The 26,119-nt window shown below is 51.6% G+C and carries 24 protein-coding genes and 1 pseudogene; 14 read left to right on the forward strand and 11 right to left on the reverse strand.

What is annotated here, in order from left to right; genetic code table 11:
• Window positions 1–2 precede the first annotated feature (2 nt).
• A complete protein-coding gene (locus AC6I8L_RS23885) occupies window positions 3–950 on the forward strand; it encodes a carbohydrate kinase family protein (protein ID WP_058961686.1) in 948 nt (315 codons plus the stop codon).
• A 3-nt stretch (window positions 951–953) separates the two neighbouring features.
• The gene (locus AC6I8L_RS23890) at window positions 954–2,036 is read left to right on the forward strand and encodes an ABC transporter ATP-binding protein (RefSeq protein ID WP_058961648.1); all 1,083 of its coding nucleotides are present in this window, start codon (window positions 954–956) and stop codon (window positions 2,034–2,036) included.
• A 189-nt stretch (window positions 2,037–2,225) separates the two neighbouring features.
• Here AC6I8L_RS23890 and bamA read toward each other — a convergent pair whose 3' ends face one another.
• Together bamA and AC6I8L_RS23900 are read right to left on the reverse strand one after the other, a co-directional pair.
• Entirely contained in the window at window positions 2,226–4,664 is a 2,439-nt protein-coding gene (bamA, locus tag AC6I8L_RS23895; protein WP_058961647.1) for an outer membrane protein assembly factor BamA, read from the reverse strand.
• Window positions 4,665–4,869: 205 nt separating this feature from the next.
• On the reverse strand, window positions 4,870–6,279 hold the full coding sequence (locus tag AC6I8L_RS23900) for an MFS transporter (protein WP_058961646.1): 1,410 nt from the start codon (window positions 6,277–6,279) through the stop codon (window positions 4,870–4,872).
• Between the two features lie 116 nt (window positions 6,280–6,395).
• On the opposite strand from AC6I8L_RS23900, the gene AC6I8L_RS23905 reads away from it, so the two are divergent.
• A complete protein-coding gene (locus AC6I8L_RS23905) occupies window positions 6,396–7,250 on the forward strand; it encodes a helix-turn-helix transcriptional regulator (RefSeq protein WP_082678141.1) in 855 nt (284 codons plus the stop codon).
• Window positions 7,251–7,358: 108 nt separating this feature from the next.
• Here the strand turns inward: AC6I8L_RS23905 and AC6I8L_RS23910 are convergent, their stop codons facing one another.
• Entirely contained in the window at window positions 7,359–8,261 is a 903-nt protein-coding gene (locus tag AC6I8L_RS23910; protein WP_058961644.1) for a LysR family transcriptional regulator, read from the reverse strand.
• Window positions 8,262–8,356: 95 nt separating this feature from the next.
• Here AC6I8L_RS23910 and AC6I8L_RS23915 point away from each other — a divergent pair, with 95 nt between their 5' ends.
• Window positions 8,357–9,364, forward strand: a complete 1,008-nt coding sequence (locus AC6I8L_RS23915) for a zinc-dependent alcohol dehydrogenase family protein (RefSeq protein ID WP_058961643.1) — start codon at window positions 8,357–8,359, stop codon at window positions 9,362–9,364.
• 339 nt (window positions 9,365–9,703) lie between these two features.
• Window positions 9,704–10,249: pseudogene (locus AC6I8L_RS23920) on the forward strand (NADPH-dependent FMN reductase).
• A gap of 52 nt (window positions 10,250–10,301) precedes the next feature.
• Here the strand turns inward: AC6I8L_RS23920 and AC6I8L_RS23925 are convergent.
• Window positions 10,302–11,192, reverse strand: coding sequence for a LysR family transcriptional regulator (locus AC6I8L_RS23925; RefSeq protein ID WP_058961642.1), 891 nt, complete (start codon window positions 11,190–11,192; stop codon window positions 10,302–10,304).
• A gap of 156 nt (window positions 11,193–11,348) precedes the next feature.
• On the opposite strand from AC6I8L_RS23925, the gene pckA reads away from it, so the two are divergent.
• The gene (pckA, locus tag AC6I8L_RS23930; RefSeq protein ID WP_058961641.1) at window positions 11,349–12,968 is read left to right on the forward strand and encodes a phosphoenolpyruvate carboxykinase (ATP); all 1,620 of its coding nucleotides are present in this window, start codon (window positions 11,349–11,351) and stop codon (window positions 12,966–12,968) included.
• Between the two features lie 166 nt (window positions 12,969–13,134).
• On the opposite strand, the gene AC6I8L_RS23935 is transcribed toward pckA, so the two are convergent.
• Window positions 13,135–13,854: a type 1 glutamine amidotransferase gene (locus tag AC6I8L_RS23935; protein WP_058961640.1), complete on the reverse strand. Its 720-nt coding sequence runs from the start codon at window positions 13,852–13,854 to the stop codon at window positions 13,135–13,137.
• Between the two features lie 34 nt (window positions 13,855–13,888).
• Entirely contained in the window at window positions 13,889–15,217 is a 1,329-nt protein-coding gene (gene ptsJ, locus AC6I8L_RS23940; RefSeq protein WP_479401839.1) for a MocR-like B6 salvage transcription factor PtsJ, read from the reverse strand.
• Between the two features lie 178 nt (window positions 15,218–15,395).
• On the opposite strand from ptsJ, the gene AC6I8L_RS23945 reads away from it, so the two are divergent.
• Entirely contained in the window at window positions 15,396–15,854 is a 459-nt protein-coding gene (locus tag AC6I8L_RS23945; RefSeq protein WP_058961639.1) for an NUDIX hydrolase, read from the forward strand.
• A 68-nt stretch (window positions 15,855–15,922) separates the two neighbouring features.
• Here the strand turns inward: AC6I8L_RS23945 and AC6I8L_RS23950 are convergent, their stop codons facing one another.
• The gene (locus AC6I8L_RS23950) at window positions 15,923–16,375 is read right to left on the reverse strand and encodes a GNAT family N-acetyltransferase (RefSeq protein WP_058961638.1); all 453 of its coding nucleotides are present in this window, start codon (window positions 16,373–16,375) and stop codon (window positions 15,923–15,925) included.
• A 209-nt stretch (window positions 16,376–16,584) separates the two neighbouring features.
• Between AC6I8L_RS23950 and AC6I8L_RS23955 the strand changes: the two genes are divergently transcribed.
• The 6 genes from AC6I8L_RS23955 (at window position 16,585) to mazF (ending at window position 21,912) form a co-directional block, all read left to right on the forward strand.
• On the forward strand, window positions 16,585–17,067 hold the full coding sequence (locus AC6I8L_RS23955; RefSeq protein WP_058961637.1) for a glutathione peroxidase: 483 nt from the start codon (window positions 16,585–16,587) through the stop codon (window positions 17,065–17,067).
• A gap of 174 nt (window positions 17,068–17,241) precedes the next feature.
• A complete protein-coding gene (locus tag AC6I8L_RS23960) occupies window positions 17,242–17,886 on the forward strand; it encodes a Qnr family pentapeptide repeat protein (protein WP_058961636.1) in 645 nt (214 codons plus the stop codon).
• Window positions 17,887–18,346: 460 nt separating this feature from the next.
• Window positions 18,347–19,855 (forward strand): glycine betaine/L-proline transporter ProP, encoded by a 1,509-nt coding sequence (gene proP, locus AC6I8L_RS23965; RefSeq protein ID WP_058961635.1) that lies wholly within the window; start codon window positions 18,347–18,349, stop codon window positions 19,853–19,855.
• A gap of 277 nt (window positions 19,856–20,132) precedes the next feature.
• The gene (locus AC6I8L_RS23970) at window positions 20,133–21,221 is read left to right on the forward strand and encodes a mechanosensitive ion channel family protein (RefSeq protein WP_058961634.1); all 1,089 of its coding nucleotides are present in this window, start codon (window positions 20,133–20,135) and stop codon (window positions 21,219–21,221) included.
• A gap of 113 nt (window positions 21,222–21,334) precedes the next feature.
• A complete protein-coding gene (locus tag AC6I8L_RS23975; protein ID WP_058961633.1) occupies window positions 21,335–21,580 on the forward strand; it encodes an AbrB/MazE/SpoVT family DNA-binding domain-containing protein in 246 nt (81 codons plus the stop codon).
• Complete coding sequence (gene mazF / locus AC6I8L_RS23980) at window positions 21,580–21,912, forward strand: endoribonuclease MazF (protein ID WP_058961632.1); 333 nt, start codon at window positions 21,580–21,582, stop codon at window positions 21,910–21,912. The genes AC6I8L_RS23975 and mazF overlap by 1 nt, the downstream gene beginning before the upstream one ends.
• Window positions 21,913–21,949: 37 nt before the next feature.
• On the opposite strand, the gene AC6I8L_RS23985 is transcribed toward mazF, so the two are convergent.
• Window positions 21,950–22,168, reverse strand: a complete 219-nt coding sequence (locus tag AC6I8L_RS23985) for a hypothetical protein (RefSeq protein WP_374754045.1) — start codon at window positions 22,166–22,168, stop codon at window positions 21,950–21,952.
• A 101-nt stretch (window positions 22,169–22,269) separates the two neighbouring features.
• Window positions 22,270–22,761 (reverse strand): GNAT family N-acetyltransferase, encoded by a 492-nt coding sequence (locus AC6I8L_RS23990; RefSeq protein ID WP_058961630.1) that lies wholly within the window; start codon window positions 22,759–22,761, stop codon window positions 22,270–22,272.
• Between the two features lie 84 nt (window positions 22,762–22,845).
• Between AC6I8L_RS23990 and AC6I8L_RS23995 the strand changes: the two genes are divergently transcribed.
• Window positions 22,846–23,766, forward strand: coding sequence for a LysR family transcriptional regulator (locus AC6I8L_RS23995; RefSeq protein ID WP_058961629.1), 921 nt, complete (start codon window positions 22,846–22,848; stop codon window positions 23,764–23,766).
• A gap of 1 nt (window position 23,767) precedes the next feature.
• Here AC6I8L_RS23995 and AC6I8L_RS24000 read toward each other — a convergent pair whose 3' ends face one another.
• Together AC6I8L_RS24000 and AC6I8L_RS24005 are read right to left on the reverse strand one after the other, a co-directional pair.
• Window positions 23,768–24,793: a Gfo/Idh/MocA family protein gene (locus tag AC6I8L_RS24000; protein WP_058961628.1), complete on the reverse strand. Its 1,026-nt coding sequence runs from the start codon at window positions 24,791–24,793 to the stop codon at window positions 23,768–23,770.
• A 119-nt stretch (window positions 24,794–24,912) separates the two neighbouring features.
• Complete coding sequence (locus AC6I8L_RS24005) at window positions 24,913–26,094, reverse strand: NAD(P)/FAD-dependent oxidoreductase (RefSeq protein WP_058961627.1); 1,182 nt, start codon at window positions 26,092–26,094, stop codon at window positions 24,913–24,915.
• Window positions 26,095–26,119: the final 25 nt, after the last annotated feature.

The raw sequence follows: 26,119 nt of genomic DNA on the forward strand, positions 1-26,119 counted from the left end.
AGATGAACATGGACACTACCGCCACGCTGTATGTGGTCGGCAATATTAACGTCGATTTGATTATGGGCACCCTCGACCACTGGCCGCAGCGTGGCACCGAAGTGATGATGAATCACAGCGAATTGCGTCCCGGCGGATCGGCGGGCAACTGTGCGTTAGCACTGGAAGCAATGCAGGTGCGCCATCGTGCAGTGGCAAATCAGGGCGATGACGGCTTAAGCGCCTGGCTGGGCAGTTACTTTCCACATAGCGTCGCCTACTGGACGCGCTATCACTGTGAAACCTCACTCACCGTGGGTGTGACGCACTCCGATCACGAGCGATCCTTCCTCAGTAATCTTGGCCATATCGTGCGGCTCACCGCCGAAGATGTGCTGAATCAACTGCCGCTGCGTGCCAATGAAGGCGATATCGTGCTGCTGTGTGGCACCTTCCTGTGCCTGCATCTTTACAACGAATACCCGCTGTTACTGAGTGAGTTGCAGCAACGCGGATTTACCACCGCCGTGGATACCGGTTGGCCGCCGCAGGGTTGGACCGAAGAGGTTCGCCAGCAGATGGCGCCATGGTTGCCGCTGTGTGACTGGCTACTGCTCAATGAAGTCGAAACGCTGGGTCTGATGGACGCGGAGGATCTCAACGTGGCCGCCACCCAACTCGCACAACGACTCAGCGGACGTGGCGGTTGCGTGGTGAAATGCGGAGCGCAGGGGGCGGGTTGCTGGCAATCACATCAGCACATCACTCAGCCCGCGAAGCCCGTCACCGTGGTGGACACCATTGGTGCAGGCGACAGCTTTAATGCCGGTTTTCTCGCTGCGCTGCTGCATCAGCAGAATATCACCACCGCGCTGCAATGGGGCATCGCGGTGGCGTCACTGGCAATCAGTACCCAGCCACGTCGCTATCCCGACTGGCATCAACTGCAACTTTCCGCACAGGAGCGCTAAATCATGGCCAGTGTTGAACTCGTAAAAGTGGCCAAGCGCTACGGTAAACAATCGGTTCTGCATCCGCTCGACCTTACCATTCCCGACGGCAGTTTTACCGTACTGGTCGGTCCGTCCGGCTGTGGTAAATCCACCTTATTGCGTCTGCTGGCGGGGCTGGAGAGCCTGTCGGATGGCGCAATCATGATGGATAAAGTAGCAATCAACGATCGCGATCCCGCCGATCGTGATATCGCCATGGTGTTTCAAAGCTATGCGCTTTATCCGCATCTGACGGTGGCAGAGAACCTCGCGTTTCATATGCAGGTGAAGAAAGTGAAGCGCGAAGAGCAGCAGAGCAAAATCGAACGCATCGCCGGGATTCTCGGCATTGATAAACTGCTCGGGCGCTATCCGCGTGCGTTATCCGGTGGGCAGCGCCAGCGTGTGGCGATGGGACGCGCGATGGTGCGCAATCCGCAAGTGTTCTTGTTTGATGAGCCGTTGTCCAACCTCGATGCACAGCTGAGGATGGAGTTGCGTGCGGAGATCAAATCCCTGCATCAACGCTTCAAAACCACCATGGTGTATGTCACGCACGACCAGGTGGAAGCCATGACCCTGGCCGATCAGATTGTGGTAATGAAAGAAGGTCGCATTGTGCAGCAGGGTGCACCGCTGGCGATTTATGACCGACCAGCGGACACGTTTGTGGCGCGTTTTATCGGATCACCGCCGATGAACCTGTTACCCGCACAGTTAATCACGCGCGAGGGCATTCCGGGTGTGCAGTGCCAGGATTTATGGCAACCGCTACCTCTGCGCTGGCAAGCGGTGGTACGTGAATGTGATGGAGCAAAGGTGACGCTGGGCGTGCGTCCTCATGATTTGCTGGAAGCCGAAACTCGCGCACAAGCTAAGGTGAAAGTGGTTGAAATCACCGGTGAATCAACGTTGTTGCACCTTGAATGGCACGGTCACGCCATGCATATGCAAATCGCCGGGCGTCATGCTGCAGTGAGTGGTGATCAGATTCGTATTGGATTCAACGCCGAGAAGATTCATCTGTTTGATGCAGAAAGCGGATTACGCCTGAGCGAAGGTTAAATAATATAAAAAAGCCACCCAAATGGGTGGCGAAATATATTGATAGAAAATGCATAACAACGATGGTGGCAGGCACTCATTCCATAAGCACCGTACCCTGACTATTTTACGCAAACGGCTATTTTATTCTGTTCTCTCTGTTTAAAGATAACGTAAATCTTACTTCTTTCTTTAACAGAGAAATAACCACTACCAGGTTTTCCCGATATTAAACTGGAACTGCTCAGACTTATCGCCTTCATATTTTTTGATCGGCAACGCATAGGAGAACACCAGCAGACCAAGCGGCGATTGCCATTGTAATGCCAGACCGCTGGAAACACGGATTTCACTCGGATCACCATAATCCGGAATGCCTGCCGCGCGCGTTGCCGCGGTATTTTCCCATTTGGTATCCCACACGGTACCGGCATCGACAAAGAATGAAGTACGCAGTGAATCCGCATAACGATCGCTAACAAATGGAGTCGGGACGATTAACTCCGCGCTCGCCACAGCCATCGCATTACCACCCACCGCATCATCCGATTTATTCACCGAACAGTTGCCATAGCTGCTTTCGCTGCCGGTGCAACTGTAATAAGCCGCTTTCGGACCGATGGTATTGGATGAGAATCCGCGCACGGAGCTGGAGCCGCCGGCATAGAAGTTGTCATAGAACGGCACTTCTTTACCACCAAATCCATCCGCATAGCCGCCTTTAGTCCGGCCCATCAGCACCCAACGATGGTCATTACTCAGCGGTAAGTAAGCGTTGGCACTCAGCGTACTTTTGTAATAGCTGTTGGTCGATCCCGGGATCGTCACTTTGGTGTTGAAACCCGCTGAAACCCCCGAGGTCGGGAAGAAACCACGATCTAATGAATTGTAGTTCCAGCCGATGTTCCAGAAGAAGTCATTAGCGACAAACTTCTCATCGCTGGTGGCGTAATCGTCATCATCATCTTCATTAGTGGTGATGACTTTCGGATGGATGCCCTGCGATCCCAGATAGCGCCACATGGAGACCTGTGGCGCCATATTACTGACGCGGTTGTAGGTGTAATCCAGCCCTGAACTCAGATTACTGTTTTCGCTGATCGGGAAGCTTAACGTACTGCTGGCACCAAAACTCTTCAGCGTGTATTCAGACAGGTCATTATCTTCGGCGCTGTAATCGTTGTAGAACAGTTTACCGCCAAGACTCACGCCATCCACGGTGAAGTACGGATTGGTGGCAGCAATCTCAACATAGGTTTGATAACTGTTTTTAGTGCCGCTAAAACTCACGATATTACCGGTACCCATCCAGTTATCCTGGCTGACGCCAAGCTGGTAACTGATGCCGCTGTCGGTGCCGTACCCAAGACCCACGTTGAAAGTGCCGGTGTTACGCTCTTTCACCTTATACACCACATCGACCTGATCAGGGCTGCCGGGCACACGCTGGGTATCAACATCGACGCTTTCGAAATAGCCGGTACGATTGAGACGGGCCTTACCTTGATCAACCGCATCGCTGGCTAACCACGACCCTTCCATCTGGCGCATTTCGCGACGTAACACCGAATCCTTCGAGGTGTCATTGCCGCTGAACTTCACCTGACGCACGTAGAAACGATGCCCTGCTTCAACATTCACATGCAGTTTAACGGTTTTGTCTGCATCGTTAATTTCAGGCTGAGAACTAACTTGCGGGAAAGCATAGCCGTAGCGACCGAGCAGCGCTTTGATCGCGCCTTCGTTATCAGTAATTTTGGCACCGCTGTATAAAGCCCCTGGCGGTATATGGGCCAGTTTCTCAATTTCGGCGGAATGTCCCGCCATATCGCCGTTCAGGATAACATCGGAAATATGGTAAACATCGCCTTCATGAATATTGACTGTCAGATAAATACTTTTCTTATCGGGTGTTAAACTCACTTGCGTTGAATCAATATTAAAACGTGCAAAACCGCGATCGAGATAATAGCTACGCAGTGTTTCTAAATCGCCGGACAGTTTTTGTTTCTGATATTTCTGATCGGCAATAAAATTCCACCACGGCACATCATCACGCAATTGGAAGTGCGAGATGAGTTCATCAGACGAGAAGGCGTGATTGCCGACAATATTGATCTGCTGAATCTTCGCGGATACACCTTCGGTAAACACGAACTTCAGATCGACACGATTGCGTGGCAACGGCGTGACCACAGCTTTGACGCTGGCAGTGTATTTACCCGCGCTGTAGTAGAAATCTTCCAGTCCTTTTTCGATGTCTGATAGCGTGGTGCGATCCAGCGCTTCACCGACTCGCACACCGGTAGCATCGAGATTTTGCTTCAGCTGATCTTCTTTGATCGCCTTGTTGCCGGAGAAGGAAATGCTGGCAATGGCCGGACGTTCTTTCACACGAATGAGCAGCGCGTCACCATCGCGCAGCACTTGCACATCTTCGAAGTTGCCAGTGGCAAATAGCGCACGAATGGTGTTGCGAATATCGTCATCCGAGACGCGATCGCCCACGCGTACCGGCATGCTCAGCATTGCCGCACCCGGTGCGACACGCTGCAAGCCGTCAAAGTGAATATCCCTGAGGGTGAAATCGTCTGCACCAAAGGCTGTGGTGGTTACCATGAAAAGTAACCCGGTTAACATCTTTTTCATCTGCTATGAGCCTGCCGTTTTTCCATTCAACGCATTTCTGCCGCACCACAAAAAAACGGGCTGAACACGCGGTTCAGCCCGTTAGTTGCGGCGATATGTTCCGGAAAAAAGACCACTGCGCCAAAGTTAAATTCAGCGCAATCAACGGATTTTCGCTTACCTTACAGTAAGCTGAAAAGCCGCTGCAGAAATCACAGCATAAGGATTACCCTTCCGCCGTCACCGGCTGGAAAGTGCGACGGTTCAGACTGGTCAGAATCACCAGCGTCACCATCATTAACAACTCCACGCCCAGGGTGCCGGAGATGGCAGCCAGGTGATTACCCTGCATGTTAATCTGAGTGAAAACGCCTCCGAGCAGCATCGGACCCAAACCGAGTGCCGATTGCTGTACGGTGGATAACACCGCACTGCCCGCGCCCGCCTGATGATGCGGTACACCGCTCATGCCAATGCGATAGAAGGTGCTGACGATAAACGACTGACCGAAGCCAATCAGGATGGTGGCGGGCATCAGGGTAAAGACGCCAACATCAGGCCAGGCAAACTGGAAAGTCCCGATCAGTCCAATCAAACCGACCATCTGGATGCCGCAACCGGTCAGTAACGTGGTGCGTTTACCAAAGCGTTCCACCATGCGCGTTGAACGCATCGCACCGATAAAGTAGGCAGCGCCCAGAGCGATGAATGCGTTGCCAGACTCAAAGGCGGTTAAACCGATGCCCGACTGCAGCGTCAGCGCCACTGCAAACATAAAGCCGCTCCAGCAGGAGAAGAACAGCACCGCCAGGGTTAGACCAAAACGAACGCTTGGCAGACGCAGCAGCGAAGGGGGCAGCAACGGCGAACCGCCTTCTGCTTCCAGACGCAGTGAACTCTGACGCAGGCGATGCAATAACACCGGGAACAGCACCAGCAGCAGAATGCACGGCCATGACCAGTGCAGCAGCGGACCGAGCGCCAGCGCTAGCATCAAACAGCCAATCGCGCCTGCAAGCAGCAAGGTGCCGCTGACATCCACCGGCACGCGCTGATGATTGTGGGTTTCAGGCACAAAACGTCGCGCGGTGATCAGCACAAACAGGCAAATCGGCAGGTTGATCAGGAACACGCTGCGCCAGCCGTAGCCGCCGATATCCGCTTTGATCAGGAATCCACCTAACACCTGGCCAATGATAAAGGCCAGCCCGCCAATGCCGCCGTAAAGGCCAATGGCGCGCGCGTGCTCCCTGCCCTTCATGGTGACATGCATGGTGGCGAGGATTTGCAGCACGATGAAAGCCGCGCCGACACCCTGTAGTGCGCGAGCAAACATCAACAGGCCGACGCTGTTGGCGATGCCGCATAATAAAGATGCAATACCGAAGATCCCTACTCCCGCCAGGAATATCCGACGACGTCCATAGTTATCCCCCAGGCGTCCGCCCATCGCCAGGCAGATGGCGAAAGCAATGCCGTACACAGCGACAATCAGCGCCAGCTCAATCGATGTGGCGCGCAACGTATGCGCCATGGCATCCAGCGCCACGTTGACAATGGAAAAATCGATCATGGGCAGCAGTTGCCCTGCCAGCAGGACCACCAGTCCCGCGCGTTGAAGTTGCGATGTGTGCATCGGTTTTAACCTTGTTTTTAAGTGCAGTACGGCATAGCATCACCTAACTATTAAACGGGTACCAGTTCTTGTTTATCATGGTATAAATACTACCCGTCTCGTTTGGAGATCTGCTCATGAGCACGGCTACTGCCCCCGTCACGGCTGAATACAACAATCGAAAACTGCTTGGCACTTTTTTACGCACCCGCCGTGAAAGTCTCGACCCTAATCGTCTGGGTTTGCCGCATATGCGTCACCGCCGTACACCCGGATTACGCCGTGAAGAAGTGGCGCAGTTAGCGGATGTCGGCGTGACCTGGTATACGTGGCTGGAACAGGGTCGCGATATCAAAGCCTCGCCGAAAACCCTGACGGCCATTGCCACGGCATTGCAGTGCAACGATGTCGAGACGCAGCATCTGTTTTCCCTTGCCGGACACTCGTTGCCATCGGTGCGGGTGGCCGCTGCCTGCTGCAAAATCGCAGCACATAATCAGCAGATGCTGGACGCGATCCAGTTACCGGCGATTATCGAAACACCGCGTTTCGATATTCTTGGCTATAACGCCGCCTGGTGTGCATTGATGGGCGTGGATCTTGCGGAGATCGCCGTGGAGGACCGCAACTGCATCTGGCTGGCGTTTAATCATCCCGGCTGGCGCAAAGCGATTAATGACTGGGAAGACGTGATGCCGCAGATGGTGGCGATGTTTCGTGGACAGATGGGCGAACACCTTGGCGATCCACACTGGGAGAGTTTTCTCGCTCGTTTGCTGAATAGCTCGGATGAATTTGCCCAAACCTGGCAACGCTACGAACTGGGCAAGGTGGAAAATCGGCTGAAGCGTTTTTACCGCGAGGAAGTCGGTGAAATGACGCTGCGCCAGAATAACTGGTGGTCTGCTTCACGCAACGGCGACCGCCTGCTGGTGTATGTACCGGATGATGAGCAGAGTGCGGCGTCACTGCAGCGATTGATGAAGTCGTAAAATTGACCACCTGCGCCGCAATGCTCGAGGTCTGGTGATGCAAACGGCTTGAGCGGGCTTCAGGCCGCTGCAGCCGCTTAACCTCATCACTACGCCTTGGATTCGACTTTACCAGCGCTTTTCCGCAAACCAGGCCACCAGCCATTCGGTCAGGGCACTGATCTTCGCCGACTGAAGTTGGCTGGAAGGTTTCATCAGCCAGACGCCATCTTCCCCAACCGCCTGCCAGTCAGATAGCACCGGCACCAGCGATCCTTCGGCCAGCTCCTTTTGCACCAGCCAGTTGGCCGCCAGCAATACGCCCATGCCTGCCTGCGCGGCCAGCACCAGAGCATCCATTTCATCGCTTTCAAAACGCGTTTGCACCGGTACCGCGATTTGATGACCGTCTTTCTCCAGTCGCCATTCCGGCCAGCTGTGCATCGGGGTAAAGCCCAGACAATCATGTTGGCGGAGATCCTGAGGTTGGTTTAGCGCAGGATGACGTTCCAGATAATCTGGCGCCACGCACAGCATTCGGCTGGTATCCGCCAGCTTACGCGCTATCAGGCGGTTATCCGTGAGCACGCCGATGCGGATCGCCATATCAAAATTATCCCCCAGCAAATCGACGTAGCGGTCGCTGCAATTCAGTACGATACGAATATCAGGATAAGCCTGCAAAAAGCCCGGCAACGCCTGCGCCACCCAACTGCGACCAAAAGAAGCTGGCACGGTTAAGCGAATGGTGCCCGCTGGACGCGCCGCCAGGGCCCGCGCTTCTTCTTCCGCTTCCCGCAATAGCTCATCGGCAAGTTCGATCTTCTGCCGATAGCGCTGCCCTTCTTCCGTGGGACGGATACGACGCGTGGTGCGCTCGATCAGGCGAATGCCCAGCCGTTTTTCTAACGCAGCGATGCGGCGCGAGACCACTGAAACATCGCGTCCAAGCGCACGCGCGCCGGCACTGAAACTGCCTGCGCGCACCACCGCTAAAAACGCTTCACGCTGGCGGAAATCGTCATCCTGCATTATTGCTCCCTGTGCAACAGTCATTTGGTTTTGACATCGATTATAGCGCCTGTTTTCGCGCCACACTGACTGTACTTTGAAAACAGGAGAATTTTATGCGGGCTATCCAATTAACTGCGCCCAACATTGATGCCCTGAATATCACTGAACTGCCGCGCCCACAGCCGGGCCATGGCGAGGTATTGATTCGCCAGTATGCGGTAAGCCTCAACTATCTCGATTTGGCGCTGGCAACCGGTCAGTTTGGTGCCATCGCGCAGCCGATCATTCCGGGGGCTGACAGTGCGGGTGAGATTGTTGAATTAGGGTCGGGGGTAAGCGGCTGGCAAATCGGCGAGCGCGTCGTGCCGGGTATGATGCAAAACTGGCATGCAGGTTTGATTCGCGCTGAACATCATCATGCCTTGCGTGGCGTGACTGGCAATGGCGGGCTAGCGGAGTTTGCCGTTGTTCCGGCGACTTCTTTAGTGCGCATCCCTGATTATCTCAGTTGGCAGCAGGCCGCCACGCTGCCGATCGCTGCGACGACGGCCTGGAACGCCATCGTGCGCGGTAAGGTTCAGCCTGGTAGCACCGTGCTGTTGCTTGGGACCGGTGGCGTAAGTCTGTTTGCGTTGCAATATGCTAAAGCGGCGGGCGCACGGGTGATTATGCTCTCCTCTTCCGATGAAAAACTGGCGAAGGTGAAAGCACTGGGTGCCGATGAAGGCATTAATTACCGTGATGAACCGGACTGGGATAAACAGGTGCTGGAACTGACGCACGGTCAGGGTGCGGACCTGGTGCTGGAATCCGTGGGTGCGGCGACTTTTGCTAAATCGATCAATGCGGCGGCCTATAACGGGACGATCTTTGTGATTGGGTTTGTAGGCGGTGCGGAGTTGACTGTGCCAGTACTGCCAATAATGGAGAAGATGTTGAATATTGTCGGGAATAATACGGGCTCAACGGCGGATCTGCGCTCGGCAGTGAGAGCGATGGAGACTGCAGGGATTGTGCCGGAGGTTGACCGGGTGTTCGGTTTTGCGGACACGCAGCAGGCTTATCGATACCTGCAATCTGCTGGGCATGTGGGGAAAGTGGTGATTGATTTAAGCGTTTGAATGTTGGGTCGTTTAAGGGTGATAACAGGATCAATTTCCTTGTCGATGCTGACTTCGGCTTTTAGACGACCTTCCCCTTTTACACCTCAATCGTCACAATCACATGACCCGTCCTGGTCAAAGTTTCTGTAGTCTTCGACATGCGCTGTTTCACACTTCTTTCGATTCGGAGAATATGCCTAAAAGCTGAGGTTGAAACATCGATGGTATTGTTGCGGGATGAAACAGATGACGAGAGATATCTACTCTCTTAGAGTAAGTTAAGAACTTAACGAAAGAAGCATTAACCACTCATACAATGTTCTGGCTCATTTAGAAAAAATTTAAGGGAGTAATTTAATGAACAATGGAAAGTATGTATTAGGTATTTCTGGCAGTCTTCGTGCTGCATCGTTGAACACTGTTTTTTTACAGGCCATGTCTCTGCTTAGTCCAGTGGGAGTCACGTTTGAGATATATGACTCTCTGGATAAAATCCCTCTTTTTAATGTTGATGATGAAAATACACAGAATTCAGCAGTTGAGCACTGGAGAGATGCATTATCCAGGGCGGACATGGTGTAATTGGTCAGCCCGGAATATGCACACGGTGTCACCGGAGTCATAAAAAACGCCCTTGACTGGATTGTTAGCAGTGGCGAATTTCTTGATAAGCCTGTCTCAATGCCTAACCTGTCTGTCAGGGCTCATCTGGCACATCCACAACTCACAGAGACATTGAAGGTTATGGGCGCGTTACTGCCAGAAGCATGTTGCCCGAGGGCAACACTTGAAGCACCTTACGTGTTTTCCGATGCTACCGAGTTTTCATTGATTGAAAATGCTGGAATTTGCTTAAGATTAAATGAGTTATGGGAAAATATCGAAATGGTAATGGCACAATAAATAAAATGACTTAAATCTGCCTTTAACATCCTGTTCTAAGAACATACCATCATCAACCCTCAATATTCCGCCCTTTCACATAGCGCCAGAAGCGTTCCGCCGTGAGATTTAAGCGTGCACCTGAGCGATAAACATAAGCCGAAATCTTCAGCGAAAGGCTGTGATCCATAATCGCCAGCCTTCTCTCCTCCAATTCACGCTGAATCGAGTAATCCGGCAACCAGCCAACGGCATCGCCTTTCAGGATCATTCTCTTCAGCAACTCGCTCATCGATGAAACGAAGGTCAGAATGAAGGTGGTATTGGGTATGCGATCAATAACCTGATTGACCTGACGCCCCATATAACTGTCATTGGCATACTTGACCAGCGGCAGTGTGTCGCCATTGATGGAGAAAATCGGCTTACCGTTCTGGTCACAGGGTGAAACCAGGTGCAGCGCGGAATCGAAAATTTTGTGATTGATAAACGGATAATTCATCAGCTCTTCATTATAAAAGGACAGGATGAAATCACTTTTCCCCTCTTTCAGGTTAAATACGGCATCGTTGACGTTAATCGATTCAACAAAGAAAACTTTATCAGGGCTGTCACGGTAATCCGCCAGTATATCGGGCAGCAGCAGGACGGAAAGCGAAGGCGCCGCATCGATACGGATACTTTGCTTTAGCTTATCTTCACCCTTAATTCGGCTGATCTGGAAGTCCATATCGTCGAGCATGTTCCTGGCATAGCCGACAAATATCCTGCCCTGCGGCGTCAACTGTGGCGGGTTCACTTCACGATTAAATACGCTGAAACCCAGGTTCGATTCGAGTGCCTGAATCCTTCTGCTGAACGAGGATTGCGAAATATTTCGCCTCTCTGCCGCAAGCGTAAAGCTGCGGCATTCTTCTAATGCAATTACATCATAGAACCACTTCACTTCGAGGTTACTTAGCACGTCTTTGCTCCAATTGCAGCCCCCAATTCTATGCATTTTTTACATGACAAATGATTTATATGCAATTTCTGCATCAAAAAGCCAGTGCTACTATCCATCCCTTATTCGGGTCGGCCCTAGCCGCCTCGCCAATCATCCAATGAGTCAGGGTATTTTATGAGCGCAACTAAATCTGTCATGCAACATCTCTCAAGCCTTGGCATCAACGATGTCAGCGAGATCATCTACAACCCGAATTACGAATTGCTATTCGAGCATGAAACGTCAGCCGAGCTTAAAGGCCCGGCGCGCGGAATTGTGACGACGTCTGGTGCGGTGACGGTTGATACCGGCGAGTTCACGGGCCGCTCTCCACGCGATAAGTACATCGTTCGCGACGATGTGACGCGAGATACCCTTTGGTGGTCGGATGCTGGCCTGGGGCGCAACGATAACAAACCGATGTCGACTGACGTGTGGGCGCATCTGAAAACGCTGGTCGCCGATCACCTGTCTGCCAAAGCGCTGTATATCGTGGATGCCTGGTGTGGCGCGAGTGCCGATACCCGTCTGGCCGTGCGTTTTGTCACTGAGGTGGCCTGGCAGGCGCACTTTGTCAAAAATATGTTTATCGCCCCGACCGACGAAGAGCTGGCAAGCTTTAACCCGGACTTCACGGTGATTAATGGCGCCGGTTGCGTCAATCCGCAGTGGCAGGAGCAAGGGTTAAACTCGGAGAACTTTGTTGCCTTCAACCTGACAGAGAATATCCAGCTGATTGGCGGGACCTGGTACGGCGGCGAAATGAAAAAAGGAATGTTCTCAGTGATGAACTACCTGCTGCCGCTGAAGGGTATCGCGTCCATGCACTGCTCAGCAAACCGGGGTGAAAAAGACGATGTGGCGCTGTTCTTTGGCCTCTCCGGTACCGGAAAAACCACACTGTCGACCGATCCGCGTCGACAGCTCATTGGTGATGATGAGCACGGCTGGGATGCTGACGGCGTATTCAATTTTGAAGGCGGCTGCTATGCCAAGACCATCAATCTGAAAGCGGAATCTGAACCGGAAATTTATGGTGCTATCCGCCGTAACGCGCTGCTGGAAAACGTGGTCGTTCGTGAAGATGGCAGCGTGGATTATGCCGATGGTAGCAAAACCGAGAACACACGCGTCTCTTATCCACTGTCGCACATCGAGAATATCGTGCAGCCGGTGTCTCGCGCGGGTCACCCTTCACGCATTATCTTCCTTGCTGCGGACGGATTCGGCGTGCTCCCGCCCGTTTCCCGTCTGACCCCAGAGCAGATGCAGTATCACTTCTTGTCTGGCTTCACTTCTAAACTCGCGGGCACCGAGCGCGGGATTACTGCTCCAACGCCGACATTTTCTGCCTGCTATGGTGCGGCTTTCCTGATGCTGCATCCAACACAGTATGCTGATGTGCTGCAGGAGAAAGTTGCGCAGAGCGGTGCTGAAGTGTGGCTGGTGAATACCGGTTGGAACGGTGCGGGTGAGCGTTTGTCGCTGAAAGATACGCGCCAGATCGTCAACGCCATCCTCGAAGGGGAAACTGGCGCAATGCGTGAAGAAACACTTCCGATCTTTGGTCTCGCCATTCCGCAGGAGATTGCTGGTGTCGATGTAAACACTCTCGATCCGCGCAACGGCTGGGCATCACCGGCAGAATGGCAGGAAGCGGCCGAAAAACTGGCACAGCTGTTTATCAATAACTTCAAACAGTACAGCAACAACGAGGCCGGTGCGCGTATTGCGCAGGCAGGTCCGCAGTTGTAATTTCGCTGACGTTTAGCAGAGTGCCATTCCGTGGCACTCCTTCGCCGCTAATGAAGTGCTGATATCTGACTGAAATAACGCTGCCCCGCGTAAAATTGCCGGGCAGCGTTATTAATTAATAGAGCAGAAAGAATGCCAGGCACAATTAGCCTGACGTACTCAGTGCTTATGCTGCGTTATAGCGAGTTTCCAACTTATCTAAAAAACCAAATAGCACCTGATTCATCTCGCTGTAATCGTGTGCACGCAGTTCTTCTGGCGTATTAACGAAGCGGTATTCTGCGGCGCGACTCAGATCTTTCTCTGAATGCGCGATCAGCATTTCCACAACCTCCAGCGTTAGTTCCATATGGCACTGGAAACCATATACGCGGTCTGAATACGCCACGATCTGGCGCGGGCAACCTTCGCTGTAAGCGATGATTTTTGCATCTGCCGTCAGACCCGGCATGTCGTTATGCCAGTGCCCCACTTCCAGCGTGCTGGCAAAGTGAGAGAACAGTTCGTCCTTACTACCCTCTTCTGTCAGCGTGATCGGGAATTTACCAATCTCTTTTTCAGGGCTGTGGGCGAAAGATGCGCCTAGCGCTTCACCAATCAGTTGTGAACCGAGACAGATACCGATAACGGCTTTACCGGTTTGAACCGCCGAAGCAATCAGCGCCTGTTCACCTTTCGCATCAAAGTGCGGGCATTCTTCTAGTGTGGTGGACGGATCCTGAGGCCCTCCCATCACAATAAGAAAATCAATGCCTTCCGCGTTTGCTGGCAGCCTGTCGCCTGCATAAACCCGCGAGTAAGTCACATCATGACCGTGATTGTTGGCCCATGTTTCGTAGGCGCCGGGTGCTTCAAAATCTTCATGTACGATGAAATGTACGCGCATTGCAGAGAACTCCATGAGTAATGTACTGGCCTGTTCAGCCCTTATTGGTAGCCTGAATCTGACGCTGCTGTGACAGAATCCCGGCCAGGGATTTAGCGATTAACTCTGTTTCCGGTGCATCAATCTCAGAGACGGTGATCCGCAGCCCTGAACTCGTGCTGTCCAGCATGAACCCTTCTCCGCCGCGAACCAGCCAGCCGCGTTGTGCCATTTGCATCACCGTTGCCGCACTGTTGTGCGCTAAAGGAACCCAAACGTTCAAGCCATCGTGATGTTTTGAAACCGTGACGCCGTGTTTTTTTAACGCGCTAACCAGCAATTCTCTTTGGGCTGAATAGCGCCTGCGTGCGGCCAAAATGGCGGGCTGAAAGCCTGGTGAACGCAGATAACCTGCAGCCATATCTTGCAGTATATGGCTGACCCAGTTAGTCCCGGCATTCAGGCGCTGACGCAGACGCTGTGAGGTTTCTTCATCACTTGCAACAACAGCCATCCGTAAGTCGGGCCCAAGAAACTTGGACATCGAGCGAATCAGCACCCAGTTACGGGCATTTGCCGGAACAATGTGGTGATAATCCTGTGTTGAGAGTAGGGAGAAGTGATCATCCACAATCACCAGAACCTGCGGGTAGCTCGCCAGTAGAGTGCGTATGCCTTCGGCGCGTCCCGCACTGAGTCCAAAGCCGGTTGGATTGTGGGCGCGCGGAGTGATGATCACCGCCTGCACGCCAGTAGAAAGCTGATGTGACAGCGCCTCAATCTGCATGCCTTCCGTATCGATTGCTACAGGCGCAGCCTGCAGACGATTGTGCCGCAAGGTGCTGATGCTACTCAGGAAGCAGGGGTCTTCAACCGCCACGCGATCGCCTGCAATCAGGTAACTGGCAAGCACCCTCTCAACCGCATCAACCGCACCGTTGGTCAAATTTAATTCAAAGGGAACATCGAGATCGGGTTGTAGCCATTCGAGACCCGCCGCCTCAAGTTCAGGCCGTATTTCCGGTTCGCCATACAAAGCTGGTGTACTTTGGATATGCGCAACAAGCTGATTAACCGAGGGAAGAGCCGAAGCCGCAGGGTTGCCGCTGGCAAGATCGCGTATCGCCAGGCCCGGGGCGCTACCTTCAATATCAATCTCAGCAATGGGCTCACGCACCACGGTGCCGTTTCTTCCTCTAGAGAGGACAAAACCTGCATCTGTCAGCCGCTTATAAGCCAGTGCAACCGTATTGCGATTAATGCCCAACTCACCCGCTAAATCACGTAGTGTAGGAAGCATCGTGCCGGGCGCGAGTTCACCCGCCTGAATCATTGCGCGGATTTGGTCGAAAATATCACCCGCTGTTTTGCCATTTATCTTCATTGATCTGGTACAAACAATATTTTAGCCTAGGTCAATATTAATTGACTGCTGAGCGCCTGTATATACGCGATGAAAACATCGGTACAACACGCTGAAAATTGAGGGATTACAACGGAATCGCGATACCACAGACAATATCTTCTAAGAGAGTTAACGTTACGAGGAAAGAGAGCCAAAAATGAATACCCGGCCTTCAGCACGATTACTCATCATTGACCCACAGCAGCGTGTTCTGTTGTTTTGTTTCACACATAAAGCCGATGCTCTGGATGGACAACGTTATTGGGCCACACCCGGCGGTGCATTGGAAAATCACGAAAGCTGGAAACAGGCAGCGATTCGCGAACTCTTTGAAGAGACAGGCATTATACGTACTCAGCTGGATGATGCCATCGGCTACCGAGCGTTTGAAATGCAACTACCCAGCGGCGAGTTAGTGTTAGCACAAGAGCACTATTATACGGTGCATGTTGTTCAACAGGAGATTTCAACAGCGGGATGGAGTAAGCACGAGCGCGAAGTGATGTCAGACTATCACTGGTGGGAACTGAAAGAACTGATATGCAGTGGGGAACGCTATTATCCGGAAAATTTAACGGCTTTGCTGGAAATCGCCCATCAGTCTGCTGCACGCTGACGGTTACAGGCGGCAATCAAAACCGCCTTCGATAAGCCCTCTCGGCGCATCAATTCTCGTCGTTATCGCTAAGGTAAGTAAATTTCTGGGCGCGTGATCGTCCACGCATAATCAGGACGATTGACCGGCTCGTAGCCAAATTTCTCATAGAGCCATGACGCTGTAGTGGTGAACAACATGATTCTGCGCAGCTTGTTAAAGAGAGGATGATCATGGATGCATGTCATTAGCCACCTTCCCAGGCCCTCTCCCTGATGTTCTTCCAGTACATATACATCACACAGATAGGCGAAGGTCGCATGATCTGTTATGAGCCGGGCAAATCCAACCTGAGATTGATGATGATAAATGCCAAAGTTCAGGCTGTTTTGAACTGAAGCGGTGACGGTTTCCACGTCTATGCCTTTCGCCCATGTTGAGCGCGTCAGATACTGGTGTATCGCCTCCACATCCAACTTTGCGCTGTCTGTACTAATGAGATAATCATTTTGATGCCATTCATGGATTGATGGAAGCGTCACTCTTCACTCCAAATAACTTTTTCAGTGGTGCTGGAATCCTATCATAGCGGAATGACCATGGGTTCTGATGTATATTGCTTTGCAAGATCCGATGTTATTGATATCGATCCGTGTGAATTAACAGAGCGTTGGTTTTCGCTGCGCTGTAATTAATCTGGGTATAAAAAAAATCCTGCAGAATTAAACGGGTGTTCTTTGAGGACTTAGACATGACCCCATTTCATCAACTTACCGCCACCAGCCTGAGCGGCCAACTTATCTCAATGGCGGATTACGCTGGCAAACTGGTTTTGGTGGTCAACACCGCCAGCCATTGCGGCTTCACGCCACAGTACGCAGGCCTTGAAGCGCTTTATAAGAAGTATGCCGCCCAGGGGCTGATGGTGCTGGGGTTCCCCTGCAATCAGTTCGGTAAGCAGGAGCCCGGTGATGCCGACGCGATCTCGCAAACCTGCCACATTAACTACGGTGTAAGCTTCCCGATGTTCGAGAAGGTGGAGGTCAACGGAGAGGCTACGCATCCGGTGTTTAGTTATCTGAAAAACGAATTACCCGGTGTGCTGGGCGGTAGGATCAAGTGGAACTTCACTAAATTCCTCATCGGACGCGACGGCAAACCCATTAAGCGGTTTGCACCCTTTACTACGCCAGAGAAAATGGAATCTGCGATTATAGCTGCACTTAGAATCTAATTATTCCTGAGCGTCATTCGCGCTGAAAGCGTTTAATCTAAAAAATATTTCCTTACTTCTTTCAGCGCGGACAATTCCAGTGTTGCTGCCGGTGAGTCAGATTTTGTCGTTTGACGCACGGCTATAAATCACTTTAACATCCACAGTACTGTATAAAAAAACAGGCTCAGCATCATGACCCTAACTTTAGTTGGCGAGAAAATTGGCAAGAATCGGTTTACCGGTGAGAAAATTGAAAACAGTACCTTCTTGAACTGTGACTTTTCTGCTTGTGACCTTAGTGGTACTGAGTTTACTGGTTGCACTTTTTACGATCGTGAAAACCAGAAAGGATGTAATTTCAGCCGCGCCACGCTGAAAGATGCCATCTTTAATAGTTGCGATCTTTCCATGGCGGACTTTAGAAACGTTAGTGCGCTGGGTATTGAGATTCGTAGCTGTATGGCACAAGGTGCCGATTTTCGCGGTGCCAGTTTCATGAACATGATTACAACCCGTACCTGGTTCTGCAGTGCATACATCACCAAAACAAACCTCAGCTACGCCAATTTATCCAAGGTGGTATTAGAGAAGTGCGAGCTATGGGATAACTGCTGGATTGGCACTCATATTCTGGGCGCAACATTCAGTGGATCAGACCTCTCAGGCGGTGAGTTTTCTTCATTTGACTGGCCTTCTGCCAATTTCACTTATTGCGATCTGACTAACTCGGAGCTAGGTGAAATAGATGTGCGCGAAGTGGATTTGCAGGGCGTGAAGCTGGACAACTATCAAGCCTCATTAATATTGCAGCATCTTGGTATCTCGGTTGTTAATTAATAAGCTGCATGTTAACCACTCATTTCAAATTTATCGCAGTGCTTGAGTGAATGAATACGGACTGCCAGTAAACAACATATTATGGCAATACCGCTAGTCAACAGCACAAGGTCGATTATCTGGCATGGTCGACCAAATAGTGTTTAGCCCATCGTGTTGCCTCACTCCTGCCACGGAATGAAGGCGTAGTGACGATGCCAATGAGCCTGTGAGCTTAACAAGCATCAGTGAGTCCGTATTGCCCACTGAGAACGCCGGTCCTAACGTCTCAAATCTTCGCGAAAACTCCCAAACGCCCAGCCTAAAAAACACCGCTAAAGCGGGGTTTCTCCCGGCAAATTGTAAATTTATGTCTATGCTGTATCAGCATCATCAGCTTTTGCTGGGTTCACTATGACGTTTTACTGTTTGTTTATAACTAGATATCAATCAAAAATAATTGATTTTTAAGGGAATGGTAATGCTTAGTTTAAGACGTAAAAAGGTTAAACCGATGCGGTTGAAGGACGTGACAATCATTGATGATGCTCGTCTCAAGAAGGCGATTACCGCCGCCGCTCTGGGTAATGCCATGGAGTGGTTCGATTTTGGGGTATACGGCTATGTCGCAGCCGTTTTAGGCAAAGTTTTTTTCCCGGGTGCCTCGCCTGGCATTCAGATCATCGCCGCTTTGGGCACATTCTCGGTTCCGTTCATCATTCGTCCGCTAGGGGGAATGTTCTTTGGTGTATTGGGTGATAAATACGGCCGTCAGAAGATTCTCGCCATCACCATCATATTGATGACCTTCAGCACCTTCAGTATCGGACTTATTCCTTCCTATGCCACCATCGGCTTCTGGGCACCGGTCTTGCTGCTGATTGCAAAAATGGTTCAGGGATTCTCGGTGGGAGGGGAATATACCGGCGCTTCCATCTTTGTTGCGGAGTACTCACCCGACCGTAAACGTGGTTTTTTAGGCAGCTGGCTTGATTTCGGTTCGCTGGTTGGCTTCGTCTGTGGCGCCGGTGTGGTTGTGCTGCTCACCACGATCCTGGGCCAGGAAACCTTCAATGACTGGGGCTGGCGCATTCCCTTCTTTATGGCGTTGCCATTAGGTTTAGTCGGCCTTTACCTGCGTCATGCGCTCGAAGAGACCCCGACATTCCAGAAACATGTAGATTCACTAGAAGAAGGTTCGAAACAAGGTTTAAGTGAAGGCCCTTCAGTTCCTTTTAAAGAGATTGCACGCAAGCACTGGCGGAATCTGATCTCCTGCATCGGCATCGTTATCACCACCAACGTGGCTTACTACATGTTGCTGACTTATGTGCCGAGTTACCTGACTCACAATCTGCACTATTCAGAAGACCGTGGCGTTTTAATCATTGTCGTTATCATGCTGGCGATGCTGTTTGTGCAACCAGTGATGGGATTACTCAGTGATAAATTTGGACGTCGTCCGTTTATCATTATTGGTAGCGTAGCAATGGTGCTGTTATCCATTCCCTCTATCATGCTGATTACCCATCACAGCCTGGTCGCACTCTTTTTTGGATTGTTGATTCAGGCGGTCATACTCAACTGTCTGATTGGCGTGATGGCCTCGACCCTGCCCGCGTTATTCCCGACTGAAGTGCGATACAGCGCGTTGGCCAGCACCTATAACATCTCCATTTTGGTTGCGGGTATTACCCCTACCCTTACCGCCTGGTTAGTGGAAGTGACAGGCAACCTTTATATGCCGGCATGGTATCTGATGGTAGTGGGTGCGATCGGTGTGGTGACCGGTTTTACCGTGAGGGAAACCGCTAACAAACCGCTCTATGGTGACACCCCAGCTGCCTCCTCGCTTGAAGAAGCCAAAGAGTTGCTGCAGGAGCATCATGATGGCATTGAGCAGCGCATCGAGGATATTGATGAACAAATTGAGGCGTTGAAGAATAAGCGCCGCAATTTAGTTGCTCAGCATCCTGAAATAACGCAATAAATAATAACCGCTGCTTTAGGGCAGCGGTTTTCCCCTCAAACACTCTGCCTGACACAGAACACTCATTATCGTCTATACTTTCAGTGAGTTGGTTTATTACTTTAAATTAAACTTCGCTAATGAAGATGAAGTTGTTTTTATCAGAATCAATGAGCTGTATTAAGTCAATTTCATTATTAGCGATTAGATAATTAGCAGAGAACCGGACAGACAACGGTTACTGAATATTTAATTTATCTGACAACGTCAAATTGTCAGCTGAGAGTGAGGGAAAATAATGCCATCGATATTTGATGAGTTATCTGACGCCCCTTCATGGGTGCCTGCTGTGTTACTTGTCACCCTTTCGCTTGTCGCGGGTTTTTTGGCTCGCTTCCTATTGCTTAGATTTATACGTTACTGGCAGAATCGCGACAGAAAATTGTTCAAGTCACTTGAGAAGCATCTTCGTGGATCGATGTTCCTGTTTATTCCTCTGATGTTAATTAACGTTGGAGCCGAGTATGTAAATATTCACCCCGATTCGCTTTCGTTCATTACCCCCACGCTGAATGTTTTCATAATATTGTCATTGTGCTCGATTTTAATAAGATTGACCAACGTCGCGCAGGACATGCTATTTATTCGCTATGATATTAATCTGTCAAACAACCTGCGCGCCAGGAAGATTCGCACCCAGATCATTTATGTCAAAAAGGTCGCGATTGTCCTCCTTGTATCATTCTGCCTTTCACTGATTCTTATCAGCATTCCCGGCGTAAGAAAATTCGGCACCACTATCCTCGCCGGAGCTGGGGTGGCCGGCATCATTATTGGCTTTGCGTTGCAGAAATCACTGGTTAATTTGTTTGCCGGCATTCAGATCGCTTTCACACAACCGATCAAAATTGATGATGCGGTTGTGGTTGAAAATGAATGGGGTTGGATTGAGGAGATCAACCTGACCTATGTTGTAGTGCGTATCTGGGACCTGCGCCGACTGGTGCTGCCAATTACCTACTTTACCGAGAACGCCTTCCAGAACTGGACGCGCAATAATGCCCAAATATTGGGTTCAGTATTTCTATATCTTGATTACTCGATGCCACTCGAACCGCTGCGTCAGCATTTTGAAAAAGTCCTGAGTGAAACCAAACTCTGGGATCAGCAAACCCAGGTGCTTCAGGTGACCGATACCACTGATAAAACCATGACGATTCGTTTATTAATGACCGCACAAAACTCCCCAACCGCCTGGGATTTACGCTGCTATGTGCGTGAGAAGATGATTGAATTTATTCAACAGAATTACCCGCAGAGTCTTCCTCATGTGCGGGCGACGTTGACCGAGACTGGAGTATCTAATAGCACGAAAACGTTGTCTTAGATGATACGCTTTCCTGCGTTTAAAGGTGGCAGCTCAAGCGGTAATGGCGTATCTACGTTGTATCAACCTTAACGATGATATACAGTGTATCGACATTTCGCAGGAGGTTGGTTATGACCACGGTGACGTTAAAAAAATGGGGCAATAGTCCTTCAATCCGCATCCCTGCCAGCGTAATGCAATCTGCTGCGCTCAGTGTTGACGACAAACTGGAACTCAGCGTGGAAGATGGCAAATTGATACTTGTCCCGGTGAGAGAAAAGGAGTATTCCCTTGATGCTCTGCTGGACGGCATCACTGAAGATAACGTCCATGAAAAAATTGATTTTGGACCTTCAGTTGGCAAGGAATTGCTCTAATGGTTTCACGTTTTGTACCCGATGCCGGAGACCTGATCTGGCTGGATTTTGACCCTACACTGGGTCACGAGCAGGGTGGACATCGCCCTGCTGTCGTCCTCAGTCCTTTTGCCTATAACAACAAAGTGGGCATGCTGCTTTGCGTACCCTGCACCACTCAGGCCAAGGGTTATCCCTTTGAAGTCATCCTGTCAGGCGCACGGGAGAGTGTCGCGCTGGCTGATCAGGTGACCAGCATTGACTGGCGCGCCCGAAAAGCGGTGAAAAAAAGCCATGTCACATCGAATGAACTGGCTGAGATTCGCGCCAAGGCGAAAGCGCTGATTGGATAAGCACGAATACTGGCAGCCTGAAGCCGCCAGTTGTTCTTCAGTGCCCACGCCGCGCCCGCATCATCGCCAGCCTGAACTGGCGGACATCTTCTGGCGTCCAGCAGCGGCAGGACAACGGCGCGGTATCGTCAACCGCGGCGGGTAGCGGGACTTTCTCTAGCGTGCCACGATTGCAAATCGCACAGGCTAAAGTGGCGGAGGGCACGCCAAGATAGCGCGCCACCTCCGGCAAGGTCATCAGTGTAGTACGCATCATAACCTCCTCGTTGCATGTGATTTAACTGACATGGTTGAGCAGTTTTCAGCGTAATTTTATGATCGCGATCAGGTGATGAATTATTTTTGGTTAAAAAATAATCACAGCGTCATCAGCATCTCGTGCCACGCCATGCCGCCGTGATCGGACGCCGAAGGTTTGATGTACTGATAGCCGAACTTCTTATACAGATCAACGTGATGGGTTTTGCACATCAAATGGATGGTATGTTTATCCATCTGCTTCATAAGCTTGATGAACTGTTGCATCATCAGTGTGCTGTATCCTTTGCCCTGATAGGCCGGATCGAGCACCACTGACATAATTACCACGTTAGGTGCTGCAGGATCGTGCCCGATTAACTCCTTAAATTCCTCATCTGACATCACCACATCCCAGGCGCAACCTGCATTGATAAAGCCAATGACTTGACCCTCGTTTTCAAGGCACATAAACCCTTGAGGATACTGTGCGATACGGGTTGCGATTTTTTCGCGCGTGGCAGCCTCATCGCCTTCGTAGGCATTAATTTCAATGGCATAGCAGCGATCAACATCGGCTAAGGTGGCATTTCTAAACGTTAAATTCGACACAACTACCCTCTGGATTAACATCACAATGCACGCTATTTTACCGACAAATCACCATGAACCTACTGCATTGTCTTCAGGATAATCATGAACAACGTGCATCTCATGCTGCGCCAACTCGACCTCAATTTACTGCTGGTGTTTGCCGCGCTCTATCGCCAGCGCAGTGTCACCGCCGCCGCAAATGAATTGGCCTTCAGTCCCTCGGCATTAAGTCACGCTTTGGCACGCCTGCGTGTCTCACTGGACGATCCGCTTTTTATCCGTCAGGGAAATGCAATGTTACCCAGCGCGAAAGCGGAACTGCTCGCGCCCGGCATTATCAATGCCCTGGCCGCGCTGGTGGAGAGCCTTAACCGCCGAAACGATTTTGACCCGCTCACCAGCCATCAGGTTTTCCGCTTTGCCGTGACGGATTACACCGCTACCGCCCTTCTGCCCACGTTGATTGCCCATCTGCAACAGCAGGCACCCAATGTAGTGATCAAGGTGGTGTATTCACGCGGCTACGATGCGTTTGAGGATTTGATGGCGGGCAAGGTGGATTTTGCCATCGGTTTTGAGGATGAAGTCACCCCCCCAAGACGTGGCATCAACACTATCGAATGTTTCGAGGATAACTACGTGGTTGCAGTTCGCCAGGGGCATCCGTTTATCCGCGATGCGCTCACCTATGAGGATTACCTGCGCGTGGGGCATGTGGTAGTTAATCCGTGGAATGAGCAACGCGGCGTGATTGACCGAATACTCGACGCGCAAGGAATTCAGCGCAAAGTGGTGGTGGAACTGCCGAGTCTGATGACTGCACCATTGATCATCGCCAGCACGGATCTGGCTATCGCGTTACCGCAACGTGCCGTGACATCCTTGTTTGGCGCGGCGGATTTGAAAATTTTCCCGACGCCCTTTCCTACCCCGCATTATGCGCTGCGCGTTTACTACAATCCGGCGCTGGCGAACAGCGCCGGACATCAATGGCTACGCGAACAAATTGTGCAGGTCGTGTAAATCACGCTAGTTCCACGACCCGATTTTCACGTGCGCTAACAAAAGCAGCATCCAGTAGCGCCAGGACTTCAATCGCCTGCTCTGGCGTCACCGGAGGCTCACTGCCATCGCGTACCGCTTGAGCAAAAGCTTCGTAATAGGCGTGATAGGCACCTTGTTCAGAAGGCACCCGTTCTGAGCCTTGCGGCGTATTAAGTGTGCCCCAGCGCTCAGGCTGCTCATAGCCCCATGCATCCCGATCGTCCGCCGGGCGCTGGCCCGCAAAAATGGCCTGCGCCTGCACATCCGTCCCTTGTGAAACAAAGCTACCGGCATCGCCATACAGACGAAACTCACGGCAAACAAAGCGATTCAGTTTGGTGGCGGAAAGATAGGATTTAGTCCCGTTTTGATGAGTGAGCGTCAGCACAAAACTGGCGTCGGTCGGCCCTTCCGGCAGGTCGATGATATCCAATTGAGCATAAACCGATTTTACCGGCCCCAACAGGAACAGCGCCTGATCGACAATATGACTGCCTAAATCACGCAGCAAACCGCCGGTTTCGCCGCCTTCGAGGGTATTGGCATCGTCAAAATCCATACGATTATGCAAACGCCACACTTTTCCCACGCGATTTTGCTCAATCAGTTTTTTCAGCGTGCGCACATCATGGTCAAAACGACGGTTGTGATACACGCTCAGTACGACGCCTTTCGCTTTCGCGGCATTGGCCAACTCGCGCCCCGTTTTCGCGTCGGGTGCAAAGGGTTTGTCGGCAATCACCGCCACACCCGCAGCAATCGCTTCCAGCACCAGTTCGCGGCGCGTTTGCGGTGGTGTCGTGATCGTGACGGCATCGACACCTGCCGCCAGCATGTCGGTCAGGCTGGCATAGATCGGAATGTCGGGAAAATCCGCTCTCACGCGTGAAATAGTGGCTGGCGCACGCGCCACGATGCCCGCTAACTCCACGCCCTCAGCCGCATTAATGAATGGCGCGTGAAAGTGTTTGCCGCCCGTTCCATAGCCCACGATACCGATTTTCATGCTGCCTCCTTGTGATAGAGAAGAGTGGTAAGGCAATCAGTAATAACATAATCGCAACAACTAAAACTGCTCGCTCACGCAAAAATGGCACAAAAATATCATTTTTAGGAAAAATGGCTTTACTGTGCCGCAGGGAAGTTGCGCTTAATCGGCGCAAAGTCACTGGCGTTTTTACCTAACAAACGCTGAGGGCGGAAATCTGCCAGTAACTCACTGGCCTGATCCTGCACCAGTTCCTGCGCCACCAGCTTGCCAATCAACGGTGACAATGTGATTCCACTGTGTGTCACTGCCACATACACACGCTGATGAGGCGTGACGTAGCCAATGGCAGGTAATCCATCCGCCGGTCTGGCGCGTTGACCAATCACAATGTTCTCAATCTGCAATTCGCCTGCATCTGCAAACAACGCGTGGTAGCGATCGCGGAACTGTTGGGCAATATCCCCATGGAGCGAAGGTGGCGAGGCAGGATCGGCAATATCGTCCAGTTCCAGTGCTTGTAATAACAACCGCCCACCGCCATCCGGGCGCACGTTGAGCTGTGGTGAGATCAGATTGGATGATAGTGACAGCGGCTGTGGCGCAGTTCGCGCGAGGAAGCTACAGGCCACCGCGTTGGGTTTGCTGGTGTCGAGTAGCGCCAGATCAAGATGGAGGGTGTTAAGCAGTTGATTGGCCCAGCGGCCGGTGGCAATCACTACGTGATCGCCCTGCCACTGCTCGCCATTTGTCAGATGCAGCGTGACGCTATCAGCCCGTTCGCTAACACGTTCAATCGCATGTTGTTGATGTAATACCGCTCCATTGGCACGCGCTTCAGACCAGAGTCGCGACAGATACAGCGCCGGATGCAATACCGATTCCGTTGGGAAATGCCAGACGCTGCCACTTACCGCCTGTGAACGCAGATCCGGCACTTCACGCTGCAACGCATCCGGTGTCACCTCATGCGCGGGATAACCCAGCGATTGCAGGGAGGTAGCACGCTGAAGTAGCCTCTGCTGCGCCTCGCCTTCTGCCGCCCACTCCCAGGTGCCACAAGTTTCCAGCCAGCGCAGACCATTGGTTTGCGAGAGTTGCAAACGCGTGTGTTCTTCCATAGCGAGGGCATTGAGCTGGTGATAACTGAGCGGTTGTTTACCGTTGGAGTTGACCCAGGCGAAGGTGGTGCTGCTGGTACCTGCACCAATATGCTGCTGTTCAAAAATCGTAACCTGTACGCCCTGCAAGGCTAATGCGCGCGCCACCGCTAAACCGATGACGCCGCCGCCCACTACCGCAATCTTTTGGGTTGTCATGAATGGCTCCTGAATGAATAGCCCT

This window comes from Type-E symbiont of Plautia stali (assembly GCF_059731115.1).